14 protein-coding genes are annotated in these 17425 nt (G+C 68.6%); 11 read left to right on the plus strand and 3 right to left on the minus strand.

Annotation, left to right across the window (positions count from 1 at the left end; translation table 11 throughout):
- Positions 1-16: 16 nt before the first annotated feature.
- Positions 17-1225, minus strand: a complete 1209-nt coding sequence (locus K9U41_RS15555; RefSeq protein ID WP_282641763.1) for a bifunctional 2-C-methyl-D-erythritol 4-phosphate cytidylyltransferase/2-C-methyl-D-erythritol 2,4-cyclodiphosphate synthase — start codon at positions 1223-1225, stop codon at positions 17-19.
- A 175-nt stretch (positions 1226-1400) separates the two neighbouring features.
- Between K9U41_RS15555 and dusB the strand changes: the two genes are divergently transcribed.
- The 10 genes from dusB to hflX all read left to right on the plus strand — a co-directional run bounded on the left by dusB (position 1401) and on the right by hflX (position 14815).
- Positions 1401-2438, plus strand: a complete 1038-nt coding sequence (gene dusB, locus K9U41_RS15560; protein WP_282641764.1) for a tRNA dihydrouridine synthase DusB — start codon at positions 1401-1403, stop codon at positions 2436-2438.
- Positions 2439-2470: 32 nt separating this feature from the next.
- On the plus strand, positions 2471-3604 hold the full coding sequence (locus tag K9U41_RS15565; RefSeq protein WP_282641765.1) for a two-component system sensor histidine kinase NtrB: 1134 nt from the start codon (positions 2471-2473) through the stop codon (positions 3602-3604).
- 7 nt (positions 3605-3611) lie between these two features.
- Positions 3612-5054 carry a nitrogen regulation protein NR(I) gene (gene ntrC, locus K9U41_RS15570; protein WP_282641773.1) on the plus strand — a complete coding sequence of 481 codons (1443 nt, stop codon included), beginning with the start codon at positions 3612-3614 and terminating at the stop codon, positions 5052-5054.
- 373 nt (positions 5055-5427) lie between these two features.
- Positions 5428-7665 (plus strand): sensor histidine kinase NtrY-like, encoded by a 2238-nt coding sequence (locus tag K9U41_RS15575; protein WP_282641766.1) that lies wholly within the window; start codon positions 5428-5430, stop codon positions 7663-7665.
- 3 nt (positions 7666-7668) lie between these two features.
- On the plus strand, positions 7669-9036 hold the full coding sequence (locus K9U41_RS15580; RefSeq protein WP_282641767.1) for a sigma-54-dependent transcriptional regulator: 1368 nt from the start codon (positions 7669-7671) through the stop codon (positions 9034-9036).
- 118 nt (positions 9037-9154) lie between these two features.
- Positions 9155-10531, plus strand: coding sequence for a Trk system potassium transporter TrkA (gene trkA / locus K9U41_RS15585; RefSeq protein ID WP_282641768.1), 1377 nt, complete (start codon positions 9155-9157; stop codon positions 10529-10531).
- A 30-nt stretch (positions 10532-10561) separates the two neighbouring features.
- Positions 10562-11971 carry a hypothetical protein gene (locus tag K9U41_RS15590; protein WP_282641769.1) on the plus strand — a complete coding sequence of 470 codons (1410 nt, stop codon included), beginning with the start codon at positions 10562-10564 and terminating at the stop codon, positions 11969-11971.
- 14 nt (positions 11972-11985) lie between these two features.
- Positions 11986-12843: a D-amino-acid transaminase gene (locus K9U41_RS15595; protein ID WP_282641770.1), complete on the plus strand. Its 858-nt coding sequence runs from the start codon at positions 11986-11988 to the stop codon at positions 12841-12843.
- 148 nt (positions 12844-12991) lie between these two features.
- Positions 12992-13246 (plus strand): RNA chaperone Hfq, encoded by a 255-nt coding sequence (gene hfq / locus K9U41_RS15600; RefSeq protein WP_041576100.1) that lies wholly within the window; start codon positions 12992-12994, stop codon positions 13244-13246.
- Positions 13247-13435: 189 nt separating this feature from the next.
- Positions 13436-14815, plus strand: coding sequence for a GTPase HflX (gene hflX / locus K9U41_RS15605; RefSeq protein WP_432715810.1), 1380 nt, complete (start codon positions 13436-13438; stop codon positions 14813-14815).
- Between the two features lie 48 nt (positions 14816-14863).
- Here hflX and mazG read toward each other — a convergent pair whose 3' ends face one another.
- Positions 14864-15700: a nucleoside triphosphate pyrophosphohydrolase gene (gene mazG / locus K9U41_RS15610; RefSeq protein ID WP_282641771.1), complete on the minus strand. Its 837-nt coding sequence runs from the start codon at positions 15698-15700 to the stop codon at positions 14864-14866.
- 91 nt (positions 15701-15791) lie between these two features.
- On the opposite strand from mazG, the gene K9U41_RS15615 reads away from it, so the two are divergent.
- On the plus strand, positions 15792-16259 hold the full coding sequence (locus K9U41_RS15615; RefSeq protein ID WP_282641772.1) for an SAM-dependent methyltransferase: 468 nt from the start codon (positions 15792-15794) through the stop codon (positions 16257-16259).
- A 363-nt stretch (positions 16260-16622) separates the two neighbouring features.
- Here K9U41_RS15615 and K9U41_RS15620 read toward each other — a convergent pair.
- The coding region (locus K9U41_RS15620; RefSeq protein ID WP_432715809.1) for an MBL fold metallo-hydrolase at positions 16623-17425 on the minus strand (803 nt) is incomplete at its 5' end.

The following is a 17425-nucleotide window of genomic DNA, read 5'->3' on the forward strand; positions in this document are numbered from 1 at the left end:
GGGCAGGGGCGGGCGCTCAGCCCTCCGCCTCGTCGAAGGGCAGGCGGAGGGTGGCGCTGGCCATAGCGGCGATGCCTTCCCGCCGGCCGGTGAAGCCCAGCTTCTCGGTGGTGGTCGCCTTCACCGACACGCGAACGAGGGGCACGCCGGTGATGCGCGAAATGGCGGCGCGGATGGCGTCGCGATGCGGCCCCACCTTCGGCGCCTCGCAGATGAGGGTGAGGTCGAGATGGGCGATGCGCCCGCCCCGCGCCGTCACCTTCTCCACCGCATGGGCGAGGAAGCGGTCCGAGGACGCCCCCTTCCACTGCGGGTCGGACGGCGGGAAATGGGCGCCGATATCGCCGTCGCACAGGGCGCCGAGGAGCGCGTCGGTGAGGGCGTGCAGGCCCACGTCCGCATCCGAGTGGCCGACGAGGCCGGCTGTGTGGGGCACGGCGACGCCGCCCAGCATCACATGGTCGCCGGGGCCGAAGGCGTGCACGTCGAAGCCGGTGCCGGTGCGCACATCGGCGAGATCGGCGAAAGCGGCGCCGGCGGCGCGGGCCATGTCGTCGGGGGTGGTCAGCTTCACGTTGGTGCTCTCGCCTTCGAAGGTGGCCACGCGGTAGCCAGCCCATTCCATCACCGCCGCATCATCGGTCAGCGTCTCCACCCCGGCCGCGGCGGCGGCGGCATGGGCGGCGCGCAGGGCCGCGAAGCGGAACGCCTGCGGGGTCTGCACGGTGCGCAGGGCCGCGCGGTCCAGGGTCTCGACCACGATGCCGTCGGCATCCACCCGCTTCACCGTGTCAGTCACGGCGAGCACGGGAATGGCCGCATCCGCATTGCCTGCCGCCGCCACCGCGCGGGCGATGAGGTCCGGCGAGGTGTAGGGGCGTGCCGCATCGTGCACCAGCACCAGGTCCGGGTGCATGCCCCCTGTTGCGGCAAGGGCTTCCAGCCCCGCGCGGACAGACGCCTGTCGGGTGGCGCCGCCGAAGGCCGGTGCCAAGATCTTGGGCAGATCGCGGGCCGTGTCCGCAAAGCGGACAGAATCATCGCTATGGATGACCGCGAGGACGGCCGTGATCCGGGGATGGGACGCGAACAGGCGGAGGGTGCGGCGCAGCACCGGCTCGCCGGCCATCATCTGATACTGCTTCGGCAGCGGTCCACCGGCGCGCGTGCCGCGTCCGGCGGCAACCACGATGGCCACGCATGAGGGATTCGCCGCCTCGCTCATGGCTGGCTCCCCTGTTGCGAGCGGGGGTGAATCCCATCCCGGCATGGGTCGGAGCACCGGTGCAGGGAACCGGCAGTGGGGTAAATTCTGCTGCGCTGCACTTCCACGCAGACTGCCCTTGCGTGTGCCGTGCACTTGTCTAAGATGTAGGCAGAAGCGAGGTGGCCTAATTTCTGTGCAAGAGACTGTCGCATTTTCCATTCCGGCGTTGCGGATCGGCTCCCACGCGCTGCCCAATGCGGTGATTCTCGCCCCCATGGCGGGAATCACGGACGCACCGGTGCGGCGGATGGCTGTTCGTTACGGCGCCGGCCTCGTCATATCAGAAATGGTGGCGAGCGAAGCGCTGCTGGAAGGCCATCCCGAGATGGTGCTCCGCGCGGAGGGGGAGGGCGTGCCGCTCCATGCCGTGCAGATCGCCGGCAATGATCCGTATCTGATGGGCGAGGCCGCCCGCGTGGCCGAGGCGGCGGGGGCGGGCATCATCGACATCAACATGGGCTGCCCGGCCAAGCGCGTCACCACCGGCGCGGCCGGCGCCGCCCTGCTGCGGGACCTGCCGCTGGCCCGCGCGATTCTGGAGGCCGTGCGCGGCGCGGTCTCCGTCCCGGTCACGGTGAAGACCCGGCTGGGCTGGGACGATGCAGCCTCCACCGCCGTGGATCTGGCGCGCATGGCGCAGGAGAGCGGCCTTGCCATGGTCACCATCCATGGCCGCACCCGCTGCCAATTCTATACCGGCCGTGCCGACTGGACCGCCATCCGCGCGGTGAAGGACGCGGTCTCGATCCCGGTGATCGCCAACGGCGACGTGGTGGCGCCATCGGACGGCCCCGCCATCCTTAAAGCCTCCGGGGCGGACGGGGTGATGATCGGACGCGGCGCGCAGGGCCGGCCGTGGTTTCCCGGCCGGGTGGCCCGGGCCATCGCCGGGGTTCGCGGCACCGCCGATCCGGATTTGGGCGAGCAGCGCGCGGTGCTGCTGGAGCTTTATGAGGGCTGGCTCGGGCTTTATGGCCGGGCGCTCGGGGTGCGGCAGGCGCGCAAGCATGTGGGCTGGGCGCTGGACGCGGCGGCGGCCGGTACCGGCGCGGCGCGGGCCAGCATCGTGGCGGGCTGGCGCAAGCGCCTCCTGGTATTGGAGGACCCCGCCCAGGTGAAGGCCGGCATCGCCGCCGCCTTCGACGACATCATGTGGAGGGCCGCGGCATGACGGCCGAAGCCAGAAAGCAAGACGCACGGAAGATGGATCAAAAGCGCAAGGCTGAGCAGGAAAGCGGCAAGGACCCGGGGATGCCGCGCGCCATCCTGGACGCGGTCCCGCACCCCGTCTTCACCATCGCCGGCAACGGGCATGTGGCGGAGGCGAACGTGGCGGCCGAGGCGTTCTTCGAGGTCTCAGCGCCGCTGCTGCGCCGCCGGCCCCTGAGCGACCTCGTGCCGTTCGGCACCCCGCTGCTCGGCCTCATCGAGCAGGTGCGCCAGCGCGGCGCGCCGGTGAACGAGTATCGCGTGGACCTCGGCACCCCGCGCAACGGCGGCGAGCGCATCGTGGACATCCATGTGGCGCCGGTGTCGGAGCATCCCGATCAGGTGGTGGTGATGCTTCAGGAGCGCACCATTGCCGACAAGATGGACCGCCAGCTCACCCATCGCGGCGCCGCCCGCTCGGTGAGCGCGCTGGCCTCCATGCTGGCCCATGAGATCAAGAACCCGCTCTCCGGCATCCGCGGCGCGGCCCAGCTGCTGGAACAGTCGGCGGACGACGACGACCGCGCCCTCACCCGCCTCATCTGCGAGGAAGCCGACCGCATCGTGAAGCTGGTGGACCGCATGGAGGTGTTCTCCGACGAGCGCCCGGTGGAGCGCGAGCCGGTGAACATCCACGCCGTGCTGGAGCATGTGCGGACCCTCGCCGCATCGGGGTTCGCGCGGCATATCCGCATCGTGGAGGAATACGACCCCTCGCTGCCGCCGGTGCTCGCCAATCGCGACCAGCTGATCCAGGTGTTCCTCAACCTGGTGAAGAACGCGGCCGAGGCCATCGATGGCGATCAGGACGGCGAGATCCAGCTCACCACGGCGTTCCGGCCGGGCGTGCGCCTGACGGTTCCGGGCGCCTCCACGCGGGTGAGCCTGCCTTTGGAATTCTGCGTCCGCGACAACGGCAAGGGCGTGCCGGACGACCTCATTCCCCACCTGTTCGACCCGTTTGTCACCACCAAGCCCACGGGCAGTGGCCTCGGTCTTGCTTTGGTGGCGAAGATCATCGGCGACCACGGCGGCATCGTCGAATGCGACAGTCAGCCCCGCCGTACAACCTTTCGCGTGCTCCTGCCCATGTATCGCGGCAAGAGCACGGCTCAAGAGGATAACTGAGGTGTCGATGCCTTCCGGAAGCATCCTGGTCGCCGACGACGATGCCGCCATCCGCACCGTGCTCAACCAGGCGTTGTCGCGCGCCGGGTACGAGGTTCGGTCCTGCGGCAACGCCGCCACGCTCTGGCGCTGGGTGAGCCAGGGTGACGGCGACCTCGTCATCACCGACGTGGTGATGCCCGACGAGAACGCCTTCGACCTCCTGCCGCGCATCAAGAAGGCGCGGCCGGATCTTCCGGTCATCGTCATGAGCGCGCAGAACACCTTCATGACCGCCATCCGCGCGTCCGAGCGCGGGGCCTATGAATATCTGCCCAAGCCGTTCGACCTGAAGGAGCTGATCGCCATCGTCGGCCGCGCCCTGGCGGAGCCGAAGAAGGGCGATGGCCACCACCATTCCCACGAGGAGCAGGACAATATCCCGCTGGTGGGCCGCTCCCCCGCCATGCAGGAAATCTATCGCCTGCTCGCGCGGCTGATGCAGACCGACCTCACCGTGATGATCGCGGGCGAGAGCGGCACCGGCAAGGAGCTGGTGGCCCGCGCGCTCCATGATTACGGCAAGCGCCGCACCGGGCCGTTCGTGGCCATCAACATGGCGGCGATCCCGCGCGACCTGATCGAATCGGAGCTGTTCGGCCACGAGAAGGGCTCGTTCACCGGCGCCACCACGCGCAATCCCGGCCGCTTCGAGCAGGCGGAGGGCGGCACCCTCTTCCTCGACGAGATCGGCGACATGCCCATGGAGGCGCAGACGCGCCTGCTGCGCGTGCTCCAGCAGGGCGAATACACCACGGTGGGCGGGCGCACGCCCATCAAGACCGACGTGCGCATCATCGCCGCCACCAACAAGGACTTGCGCACCCTGATCCAGCAGGGGCTGTTCCGCGAGGACCTGTTCTTCCGCCTGAACGTGGTGCCCCTGCGCCTGCCGCCCCTGCGCGAGCGCTCGGAAGACGTGCCGGACCTGGTGCGCCACTTCTTCCTCCAGGCGGAGCGGGAGGGCCTGCCCGCCAAGCAGATCGACACCGCCGCCCTCGACCGGCTGAAGCGCTACCGCTGGCCCGGCAACGTGCGCGAGCTGGAAAACCTGGTGCGGCGTCTGGCGGCGCTCTATCCGCAGGAAGTGATCACCCCCGCCATCATCGAGGCGGAGCTGTCGGAGCCCATGCCGAGCGCCTTCTCCGAGGAGGGGCCGGTGGACGCGACGCTGGCGGCCTCGGTGGAACGGCACCTCAATACCTATTTCTCCGGCTTCGGCGAGGACCTGCCGCCGCCCGGCCTTTATCACCGCATCCTGAAGGACGTGGAATATCCCCTGCTTTCGGCGGCGCTGGCGGCCACGCGCGGCAACCAGATCAAGGCGGCGGAACTGCTCGGTCTCAACCGCAACACCCTGCGCAAGAAGATCCGGGACCTCGACATCCAGGTGATCCGGACATCCAGGTGATCCGGACGTCGAAGTGATCGGCACGTTGCGGTAGGGGCGGGGAGGGCGGCTCCAGCTGCCTTTCCCTCCCCGTGCAGGCAAGGCTGTGACGCCACCTGCCAGGCGGAAGCTGCCCGGTTCCCGATTCGCGGCACGGCCGGCTTGCGCTGCCGCGCCGCGGGCTCGAAGTCCAAGGGACTGCCGCCCAAATGCCCGCGGCCTGTGCACAACACGCGCTGATATGGACCCTGCTACCAACTCCCAGCCTTGGTTGCGCGAATTCGGGCCGCGTTAGGTCCTCTGTCACATTTTTGCACCAGTGTCGTTCCACTGCATCACCTCCATCGCGCGATTCGGCGTGGCGGCGGCGGAAGCTTGGGGGACTGTGGCAGGGATGACGGACGCGCCGGTCAAGGACCCAGCGGAGCGCACAGTGCCGCGCCGCGGCATCGCCGCCCGGCTGTTCGCGCCCGTCGTCGTGGTCCTGTCGCTGGTGCTGGCGGTGGCCACCTTCCTCATTCTGATGGGCCTCACCTCCATCGTGCCGACGCCGCAGGTGGTGGTGGGCGTGCTCACCGCATCGGGCATCGCGGTGCTCATCCTGCTGGCCATCATCGGCCGGGAGGTGTGGCGCATCCTGCGGGCGCGGGCGCGCGGGCGGGCCGCGTCCCGGCTGCATGTGCGCATCGTCGGACTATTCGCGGGCGTCGCGGTGGTCCCGGCCATCGTGGTGGCGCTGGTGGCCAGCCTCACCCTGGACCGCAGCCTGGATCGCTATTTCTCCGGCCGAACCCGGGACATCGTCGGGACGGCGGCGTCGGTGGCGCAGACCTATGTGCGCGAGCATGCGCTTTCCATCCGCGGCGACGTGCTCGCCATGAGCAACGACCTGTCACGGATGAAGCAGCTCTACGACACGGATATTGAGAAATTCCGGCAGATTCTCACCGCCCAGGCGGCGCTGCGCAACGTGCCGGGCGCGCAGATCGTGCGGCGCGACCTCTCGGTGGTGGAGCGGGCGAACCTGCGCACGGACCGCGAATATATCGTTCCCGCCAACATCGCCATCGCCGAGGCTTCCGCCGACCAGCCCATCATCTATTTGCCGTCGGACGCGGACTTCGTCGGCGCGGTGGCGCCCATCGCCGGCTTCGACAACCTGTTCCTTTACGTCGCGCGGCCCGTCGACCCCCGGGTCATCGGCTTCCTCAAGGTGACGCAGGAAACCCTTGCCGATTACCGGGCGCTGGAGGAGCGCCGCTTCAACGTGCAGCTCGCCTTCGCGCTGATGTACTCCATCGTCACGCTCATCGTGCTGCTGTCGGCGGTCTGGCTCGGGATCAACTTCTCCAAGTGGCTGGTGTCGCCCATCCGCCGGCTCATGTGGGCGGCGGGCCGGGTGGCGGCGGGCAATCTCGACGTGCAGGTCCCCGTGCACCGGGCCGAGGGCGACCTTGCCACCCTGGGCGAAACCTTCAACAAGATGACGGTGGAGCTGAAAACCCAGCGCAATGCCCTGGTCACCGCGCGCGACCAGATGGACAGCCGCCGCCGCTTCACCGAGGCGGTGCTCTCCGGCGTCGGCGCGGGCGTCATCGGCCTCGACGCCGAGGCCCAGGTCACCATCCTGAACCGCTCCGCCGAGAAGCTCCTGGGCCTTGTCGAGGACGACGCGCTCGGCCGCAAGCTTGCCGAGGTGGTGCCGGAAACCGATGCTCTGCTCACCGAGGCATTGGGCGCGGGCCAGCGCGCGGTCCAGGGCAACATCACCATCCAGCGCGAGGGCCGGGAGCGGATCTTCGCCATGCGCGTCACCACCGAGCAGTCCGCGGCCGAGGATCACGGCTGGGTGGTGACACTGGACGACATCACCGCGCTCATCTCGGCCCAGCGCACCTCCGCATGGGCCGACGTGGCACGGCGCATCGCCCACGAGATCAAGAACCCGCTCACCCCCATCCAGCTTTCCGCCGAGCGGCTGAAGCGCAAGTACGGGCGCCATATCACCCAGGACCGGGATGTGTTCGACCAGTGCACGGACACCATCATCCGCCAGGTGGGCGACATCGGCCGCATGGTGGACGAATTCTCCTCCTTCGCCCGCATGCCCAAGCCCGTGGTGGATGCTCAGGACCTCGCGGAGACCGTGCGCCAGGGGGTGTTCCTCATGCGCGTCGGCCATCCGGACGTGACCTTCGAGACCGAGCTGCCGCCCTCCATGCCGGCGCGCTTCGACCGGCGCCTGATCTCGCAGGCGCTCACCAACATCCTGAAGAACGCCGCCGAGGCCATCGAGGGGGTGCCCGAGGCCGAGCGCGGCAAGGGGCGCATCCGCGTGCGCGTGGTTGCGGAGGGCGAGGACCTCGTCATCGACGTCATCGACAATGGCGCCGGGCTGCCGAAGGACAAGCGCAGCCGGCTGCTGGAACCGTACGTGACCACCCGCGAGAAGGGCACCGGGCTCGGCCTCGCCATCGTGGGGAAGATCATGGAAGAGCACGGCGGCTTTATCGAACTCAACGATTCGCCCGAGGGCCGGGGGGCCTGGATCCGGCTTCGGATGCGGGCGGACGGTCAACCACCGGCCGGCGCGGGCGGGGCGCAACCGGTCCCTGAAACAGGGAGGGCCTGACACATGGCCATGGACATCCTCATCGTGGACGATGAGGCCGACATCTGCGAACTGGTGGCCGGCATCCTGGAGGACGAGGGCTATGCCGCCCGCACCGCCCGGGACGCCGATGGCGCGCTCGCGGCCATCTCGGCACGACGGCCCAACCTGATCTTCCTCGACATCTGGCTGCAGGGCTCGCGGCTCGACGGGCTGGAACTGCTCAACGAGATCAAGGCCCAGCACCCCGAGGTGCCGGTGGTGATGATTTCCGGGCACGGCAACATCGAGACCGCCGTGGCGGCCATCAAGCGCGGCGCCTACGACTTCATCGAGAAGCCCTTCAATGCCGACCGCCTGGTGATGGTGGCCGAGCGCGCGCTGGAGACGCTGCGCCTGAGGCGCGAGCTGAAGGAGCTGAAGCAGCTGGCGCCCCACGGCCATGTGCTGGTGGGCCGCTCCAGCGCCGTCCAGCAGCTGAAGGCCACCATCGACCGGGTCGGACCCACCAACAGCCGCATCCTCATCGTCGGCCCCTCGGGGTCCGGCAAGGAACTCACGGCGCGCCTCATCCACACCACCTCGACCCGCGCCCAGGGGCCGTTCGTGGTGCTGAATTCGGCGGCCATCACGCCGGAGCGGCTGGAGTTCGAGCTGTTCGGCGTCGCCGAAGGGGAGGGCCGGGAGCCCAAGCGCGGGGCGCTGGACGAGGCCCACGGCGGCACGCTGTTCCTCGACGAGATCTCCGACATGCCGCGCGAGACCCAGAACCGGGTGCTGCGCGTGCTGGTGGAGCAGACCTTCTCGCGCATCGGCTCCAACGACAAGGTGAGCGTGGATGTGCGCATCATCTCCTCCACCGGGCGCAACCTGGAGGAGGAGATCGCCAAGGGCCGCTTCCGGGAGGACCTCTACCACCGCCTCTCGGTGGTGCCGATCCGGGTGCCGCCGCTGGCCGAGCGGCGCGACGACATTCCCGACCTGGTGGAATTCTTCGTCGACACCATCTCGCAGACCACCGGTCTGCCGCGCCGCCCCATCGGCGAGGACGCCATGGCGGTGCTGCAGTCCCACGACTGGCCGGGCAACGTGCGCCAGCTGCGCAACAATGTGGAGCGGCTGCTGATCCTCGCCGGCGGCGATCTGGAAGCCACCATCACCGCCGCCATGCTGCCCCCGGACGTGGGCGCGCTGGTGCCGAACCTGCCCAACGGCAATGGCGGCGAGCATCTCATGGGCCTTCCGCTGCGTGAGGCACGTGAGGTGTTCGAGCGGGAATATCTTGCCGCCCAGATCAACCGCTTCGGCGGCAACATCTCGCGGACGGCGGAATTCGTCGGCATGGAGCGCTCGGCCCTTCATCGAAAGCTTAAGGCTCTCGGGGTAGGCTGACGGACCAGTTGACGGGATACCCGAAAAAAGGGCTGCATCGGAGCGTGGGGCTCGGGATGCGATCGGTTTTGCCGCGATCTTTCAGGTCGCGATTCGCTTGGGCGCCGGGGGAGGGTTCATGAAGGTCGTGATCTGCGGCGCGGGGCAGGTGGGGTTCGGCATCGCCGAGCGCCTCGCCGGGGAGCAGAACGACGTGTCCATCATCGACGCGAGCCCGCGCCGCATCCAGATGGTGACCGAGCAGCTGGACGTGCGCGGCGTGGTGGGGCAGGGCTCCCACCCGGACGTGCTGGCGCGCGCCGGCGTCGAGGCGGCCGACATGCTCATCGCCGTCACCCTCCACGACGAGGTGAACATGGTGGCCTGCCAGGTGGGCCACGCCTTGTTCAACGTGCCCACCAAGGTCGCCCGCATCCGCGCCCAGACCTATCTCGCGCCCGAATGGCGCGACCTGTTCTCGCGCGACCAACTGCCCATCGACGTCATCATCTCGCCGGAGATCGAGGTGGGCGAGATGGTGCTGCGCCGCCTGTCCCTGCCCGGCGCCACCGACACGGTGAGCTTCTCCGACGGGGCGGTACAGGTGGTGGGCGTGCTCTGCGGCGAGGACTGCCCGGTGGTGGATACCCCGCTCAACCAGCTCACCCAGCTGTTCCCGGACATGCCCGCCACCATCGTGGCGGTGAGCCGGAACGGCAAGACGATGGTGCCCCGCTCGAACGACCAGCTCGCCATCGGCGACAACGTCTATTTCGTCGCCCAGGCGGATCAGGTGCAGCGCGCGTTGTCCCTGTTCGGGCACGACGAGGTTCCTGGCCAGCGCATTGTCATCGCCGGCGGCGGCAACATCGGCTACTACGTGGCCAGCGAGCTGGAGCGGCGCAATGCGGCGGCGCGGGTCAAGCTCATCGAATTCTCGCGCGAGCGCGCCCAGACCATCGCCGAAGTGCTCTCGCGCACCGTGGTGCTGAACGGCGACACGCTGGAGCGCGCCATCCTCGACGAGGCGGGCGTGCGCGAGGCGGACACCATGATCGCGCTCACCAACGACGACCGCATCAACATCCTGTCCTGCCTTCTGGCCAAGCAGATCGGGGCCAAGCGCATCCTGGCGCTGCTGAACGAGCAGGGCTACGCCACCTTTGCCCGGGGCCTGGGCATCGACGCCCATGTGAACCCGCGCCAGATCACCGTCTCCAAGGTGCTCCAGCATGTGCGGCGCGGGCGCATCCGCGGTGTCCATGCACTGCTCGACGGTTCCGGCGAGATGATCGAGGCGGAAGCGCTGGAGACCTCGCCGCTGGTGGGCAGGCCGCTGAAGGACCTCGACCTTCTGGAGGGGCTGCGCATCGGCGCCATCGTGCGGAACGGGCAGGTGCTGCTGCCGCGCGGCGATTTCGTGGTGCGGGCCCACGACCGGGTGGTGCTGTTCGCCCTCGCCGACCGCATCAAGCGCGTGGAGCAGCTGTTCCGCGTGGCCCTCGAATTCTTCTGATCACCCAAATCTTCTGATCGCAAGGCGCACATGGTCAACGCCGCCCGCCCGCTCGCCGCCGGCCTTTTCACCGTCGGCCTCCTCGCGCTCCCGCCTGCGGTGGTGGCCGCGCGGGGCGGGGAGGGGCATGCGCCGGTCTTCCTCGCCACCTTCGGCCTCTGCCTGTTCCTCGCCGGGCTGCTGCGCTTCACCACACAGGACACCCCCATGCGCCTCACCCGGGTGGGCGGCGTGGGGCTGGTGGCCGGCCTGTGGCTGCTGCTGCCGCTGGCGGCGACGCCGGCGGTCGCCATCGTCTCCGGCCTGCCGCCGCTGGCCGCGTGGCTGGAAGCGGTGTCCGCCTTCACCACCACGGGGGCCACGGCGCTCCGGCAGGGGCCGGCAAGCCTCTATGTCTGGCTCGGCCTGCTGCAGTGGACCGGAGGACTGCTGACCATCGTCGCCGCAGTGGCCGTGCTCGCGCCGGCGGGGCTCGGCGGCCTGCCGGACCGCACGCCGCGCGGCGGGACCACCCTCGACGTGGTGGATCTCACCGCCGTGCTGCGCGAGATCGCCCCAGCCTATGGGGGCGCCACCCTGCTTGCCCTGATCGCGCTGCTGGCGAGCGGGGAGAGCCCCTATGTGGCCTTCACCCTGGCCACGGCCGTGGTCTCGGCCGGGGCCCACCTGCCGCCGGAAGCCCAGCTCGCGCTGACCCTGGACGAAAGCCCGAAATGGCTGCTGCTGCCGTTCCTACTGTGGAGCGCCACCAGTGTGCGCTGGCATCGCGCGCTGCTGACGCGGCGCATCAATGCCGCCCCGGAGCAGACGGAAAGCCTCGTTATCCTCGGCTGGTGGGCGGTGCTGGGCATCGTGCTCGGCGCCATCCTCTACCGCTCGGCCGACGTGCCGTCCTTCGAGGCGATCCGCGACGGCCTGTTCTCGGCGGCCTCGCTCATTTCCACCAGCGGCATCGGCCCCCGCGAGGGCACTTATATGAGCCTGCCCCTCGGCCTGGTCATCCTGGTGGTGCTGCTGGGCGGCGGGGCGCTGTCGGTGGCGGGCGGGCTCAAGATGCTGCGGCTGCGCGCCATTCTCCTCAATACCCGCGGCGGCCTGATGCGCCTCGTCTACCCGCACCTCGTGCAGCCGGCGGCCTATGAGGGCGTGGGCACGGTGATGCTGGGCATCTGGGCGGGCGCTGCGAGCCTCGCACTGGTGTTCGCCGTCTGCGTCATCGCGCTCAGCCCCGGCCTGCCGGGCCTTGATGCCGCTCTCGCCGCCGCGGCCGCGGTGGTGACCAATACCGGGCCGGTCTATGACGCCGGGGGCGCCGGCTGGCCGCCGCTCTCGTCGCTGCCCGTTGGTTCCGTCCTGGTGGCCGGGCTCGGCATGGTGGCAGGGCGGCTGGAGATGATCGGCCTCCTCGTCGTCGTCCATCTCGCCCTCTGGCGCACCTGAAGAAGCGGTTTGCCATGTCCCGCATCGCCTATGTCAACGGCCGCTACCTGCCGCACCGCCATGCCAGCGTGCATGTGGAGGATCGCGGCTACCAGTTCGCCGACGGCGTCTACGAAGTGTGCGAGGTCTTCAATGGCGGCCTGGTGGACAAGCGGCGCCACCTGGACCGGCTGGAGCGTTCCCTGCGCGAACTGTTCATCCCCGCGCCCATGAGCCGGATCGCCCTGGCCAACGTGCTGGAAGAGGTGGTGCGGCGGAACGGGGTGCGCGACGGACTGGTCTATCTCCAGGTCACCCGCGGCGTAGCGCGGCGCGACCACGCCTTTCCGCCGGCGGGCACCAAGCCATCGGTGGTGGTCACGGCGCGCCGCTCCGACCGCAAGGGGCAGGAGGCGCTGGCCGCCAAGGGCGTCGCCGTCATCACCGTGCCGGAGAACCGCTGGCCGCGCGTGGACATCAAGTCCATCTCGCTCCTGCCCAACGTGCTGGCCAAGCAGCAGGCGAAAGAGGCGGGCGCGCGGGAAGCCTGGTTCGTGGACAGCGCCGGCTTCGTGACCGAGGGCGCGTCCACCAATGCCTGGATCGTGACCGGCGGCAAAACCATCGTCACCCGCCCGGCGGAGAGCGGCATCCTGCGCGGAATCACCCGGACGGTGGTGCTCGACGTGGCGGCCGACCTCGGCTACGCGGTGGAGGAGCGCGCCTTTACCGTAGCGGAAGCCCTGGCGGCGGAGGAAGCCTTCATCACCGCCGCGACCACGGTGGTGATGCCCGTGGTGCGCATCGACGGCCATGCGGTGGGTGCCGGGACGCCCGGCGTGGTGGCGTCCACCTTACGCTTGAAATTCCACGATTTTTCAGAAGTTTCCTGAGGTATCCACGGCCGCACTTATGGTGCGGAGCAAAATAATATTGCGCCGCCATGGGGCTGTGCCATTCTAGGATGCCAACTCCCGTGGCGGCAGCACTTTATTCGTGCGCGTCTGCGACGGACTTAACGCCAAAAAAACGGATACGAAAATGGCGGCGGAACGGACACAAAATCTCCAAGACACCTTTCTCAATCACGTCCGCAAGAACAAGACACCTCTCACGATCTTCCTGGTGAATGGGGTGAAGTTGCAGGGCGTCGTCACTTGGTTCGATAATTTTTGCGTGCTTTTGCGCCGCGACGGGCATTCCCAGCTTGTTTACAAGCACGCCATTTCCACCATTATGCCGGGACATCCGGTGCAATTGTTCGATCCCACCGACGATGTGGGAGAGAAGGCCTAAAGCATCGTGGAGCGTACCACCGGCAAGGGGTCCAGAACGACGTTGAAGACAGGGTCAAAGCTGGGGTCAAAAGGGGGCGCCGCATCACGGGGTGCCGCAATCGGGACGGGCAAGGCCGGCACGCGGGAAACCCGCGACACCGAGGCAGACGCTTCGGCGATCAACGTTTCCGGGGAACTGCCGGACGATCTGTCCCCACCTGCACCTGCGCGAGAGGATGCGCGAGAGGACGGCCGCGGCGGCATCGATCGCCGCGCGCCGCCCACGCGGTGCGCCGTCATAACGCCAGCCCTCGGCAAACGTGCCACCCGCGGCGCGCCGGAGCGGCGTAGCCCCCAGTCCCGGCTGGAGGAGGCGGTGGGCCTTGCCGCCGCCATCGACCTCGACGTGGTCTACTCCGCCACCATTCCCTTGTCCGAGATCCGTCCCGCCACCTTTCTCGGCTCGGGCAAGGTGGAGGAACTGGAGGGCGTGGTGCGCGCCGAGGCGGTGGACCTCGTCTTCTTCGACGCGGCGCTCTCCCCGGTGCAGCAACGCAATCTCGAAAAAGCCTGGTCCGCCAAGGTGGTGGACCGCACGGCGCTGATTCTGGAAATCTTCGGCATGCGCGCGCGCACCAAGGAAGGTGCGCTGCAGGTGGAGCTTGCCCACCTCAATTACCAGCGCTCGCGCCTGGTGCGCTCCTGGACCCATCTGGAGCGCCAGCGCGGCGGCTTCGGCTTCCTTGGCGGTCCGGGCGAAACGCAGATCGAGGCCGACCGCCGGCTCATCGGCGAGCGCATCGTGCGCATCGAGAAGGAACTGGAGCAGGTCAAGCGCACCCGTGGCCTGCACCGGGCCAGCCGCAAGCGCGTGCCCTATCCCATCGTCGCGCTGGTGGGCTACACCAATGCCGGAAAATCCACGCTCTTCAACCGCCTGACCCGGGCGGAGGTGATGGCGAAGGACCTGCTGTTCGCCACCCTCGATCCAACGCTGCGCGCGGTGGACCTGCCCCACGGCACCCGCATCATCCTCTCCGATACGGTGGGCTTCATCTCCGAGTTGCCGACCCAGCTTGTCGCCGCCTTCCGCGCCACGCTGGAGGAGGTGCTGGAAGCCGACCTCATCCTGCATGTGCGCGACATCTCCCATCCGGACACCGATGCGCAGGCGGCCGATGTGTCCGACGTGCTGGAGGATCTGGGCGTCGATCCCCTGCCGGGCGGGCGCGTGATCGAGGTCTGGAACAAGATCGACCGGCTGGCGCCGGACGAACGCGAGCAGGTCGAGAACCGGGCCGCGCGGGGCGGCACTGACGCGCCGGTGCCGGTTTCCGCGCTGACCGGGGAGGGGACGGGCGACCTTCTCGGCCTCATCGAGCGCCGCATCACTGCCGGCCGGGTGACGGTCTCGGTGACGCTGGCGGCGGAGGACGGGGAGGGGCTCGGCTGGCTCTATCGCCACGGCGAGGTGCTGGAGCGCACCACGGACGAGGACGGGGCCGTCCACGTGGCCCTGCGCATTCCGCCCGACCGCACCGGCCTCGTCACCCGCCGGTTCGGCGCCCAGCGCGTGCATCCGACCTGAGCCGGCGTTCCACCGCGGTTCAGGCGGCCGCAGTTCAACCTGCTCCGCTCACGCGCCCTCGTGTTCCTTCAGCTTCGCCTCTTGCCAGAGGGCTTCCATCTCGTCGAGGCTCGCCTGTTCCGGTTGGCGGCCATCGGCGGCGAGCCGGCCCTCCACATGGCCGAAGCGCCGGGTGAACTTGTCGTTGGTGCCGCGCAAGGCGGCCTCCGGGTCCACGCCCGCATGTCGGGCGAGGTTGACTACGGCGAACAGCAGGTCGCCCATCTCGTCCCTTATGGCCGCAATGCCGCCTTCCTCCAGCGCCTCGGCCACCTCCTGCGTCTCCTCGCGGATCTTGGCCAGCACCTGGCGCGCATCGTTCCAGTCGAAACCCACGCGGCTGGCTTTCTCCTGAAGCTTCAGTGCACGGGTGAGGGCAGGCAGGGGCAGGGGCACGCCGGAAAGGGCGCCCTGGTGCGCCTCCTCCTCCGGCAGGCCTGCGGCAGCCCGTGCCTGCGCCCGCTCGCGCTTTTCCTGCGCCTTGATCTCACCCCACAGGCCCTTCACCTCAGCGGGAGAGAGATCCCGCGCGGTACCGAACACATGGGGGTGCCGGCGGATGAGCTTGGCGGTAATGGCCTCCACCACGCCACCGAAATCGAAAGCGCCGTCCTCCTCCGCCATCCGGGCATGAAAAACCACCTGCAGCAGCAGGTCGCCCAATTCGTCCCTCAGGTCGCCCATGTCGGCGCGGGCGATGGCATCCGCCACCTCATAGGCTTCCTCCAGCGTGTAGGGCGCGATGGTGGCGAAGCTCTGCTCCAGATCCCACGGGCAGCCGGTTCCCGGCGTGCGCAAGGCGGCCATGATCTCGATGAGGCGCGCGATGTCGCGGGAGGCATCCATGACGTTTTCCATTCAAGAGCGCGATCCGAGCAAATTGCTTCAATTTACTCGACCGTCCTATGCTCCGCCCAGCCTGGAAGAGGAAGAGACCATGGTCGAGATCGCGCCCGCCGGCCCCATCGACGAGGACATGCGGCCGGGCGAAAAGGCCGTGGCGTTGCCGGAGCGCTTCGATGCGGGCCTCTATTTCATCGGCCGCATCCATACGCCCTGGACCGAGCGTGGCGCCTGTCCCCGCCGTGGCGACCCGGAGGAGGGACCCCTCTGCACATTGGAGATCGACCCGCGCTGGGCGGAGGCCCTGACCGGCGTCGCCGATTGCCCGCGCCTGCAGGTGCTCTACTGGATGAACCGGGCGCGGCGCGATCTGGTGCTCCAGAGCCCGCGCCACGACGGCGACACGCGCGGCACCTTCGCCCTGCGCTCGCCGGTGCGGCCAAATCCGGTCGCCTCGTCGGTGGTGCGGCTGGTGGGCGTCGACGGCCTGCGGGTGCAGGTGCGTGGGCTGGACTGCCTCGACGGCACGCCGCTCATCGACCTCAAGGCGCAGCACGGCTGAGGGGGCGGGCTCCCCAATGAAGCAGCTGGGCGCTCACTCCCACGGCCAGCCACGAGAACCAGGCCGGGCGGAAGCGAGGGCCCGGCATCGCTCTGGCGCCCGATGCAAGAGACGCAGAACCAGAGTCGCAGAAGAGATATTATGGAACTAATCTGTGCCGCTCGGTGGGGAAGGGCGAAGCCGGACCGCCCTTGGCGGCGTTGCCGAACGACCTTCAGTGCGCCCGAACATTTACAAAAATAGCACGTCCAAACAACGCGTTGTGAGACTAATTGAATCCAACACGCGAATCGCTTGCGGCCCTTCATGTGCGTCGCCAGGAGCAGGTGATCGTGCAGGTGACGGCGCAGGTGATGCTGCACGTCAGCCTCTGGCGGCGGTGTCGGCGGAGGCGGCGGGCACCCGAATCTGGGACTCGAAGCGCATGCCGTCATAGGCCGGCACGATGCCGTCCGGCAGGTGTTCTGCCAGAACGGCATAGTCGAGATCGGTGTGAAGGTTGGTGAGAATCGCCCGCTTCGGCTTCATGAGCGCCACGTGGTCGAGCGCCTCCTGAAGGGTAAAATGAGACGGATGGGGCGTCTCGCGCAGGGCATCGATGATCCATACATCCAGATTGTGCAGGCGCGTCAGGCTGTTCTCGGCAAGCCCGTTGACGTCGCTGGAATAGGCCACGTCGCCGAAGCGGAAACCGAAGGAATCGATGTCGCCGTGCCTCTGGCGGAACGGCAGGGCGCTGATGGCGCCGCCCGCCCCTTCCACCACGATCTCCCGGCCCTCCCGGAAGCGATGTTCGGTGAGGATGGGCGGATAGGCGCTGCCGGGCGGCGTGGAGAAGCAATAGCCGAAGCGCTGGTGCAACATGAGGGAGGTATCTTCATCCGCATAGATATCCACCCGGCTGCGATGGTGGATCGCGAGCGGGCGCAGATCATCGATGCCGTGGGTGTGGTCCGCGTGCTCATGGGTGTAGAGCACGGCGTCGATATGGGTCACGGCCTCGCCGAGGAGCTGCTCCCGCAAGTCCGGAGAAGTATCGACCAGAACAGTCGTTTTTCCGTTCGGCCCGAAGCGTTCCACGAGCATGGAGCAGCGCCGGCGACGGTTGCGCGGGTTCAGGGGATCGCAGGCGCTGCTCCATGCTCGTGGAACGCTTCGGGCCGAAC

The sequence above is a fragment of the Xanthobacter autotrophicus genome (genome assembly GCF_029991245.1).
GTDB classification, from domain to species: domain Bacteria; phylum Pseudomonadota; class Alphaproteobacteria; order Rhizobiales; family Xanthobacteraceae; genus Xanthobacter; species Xanthobacter autotrophicus_C.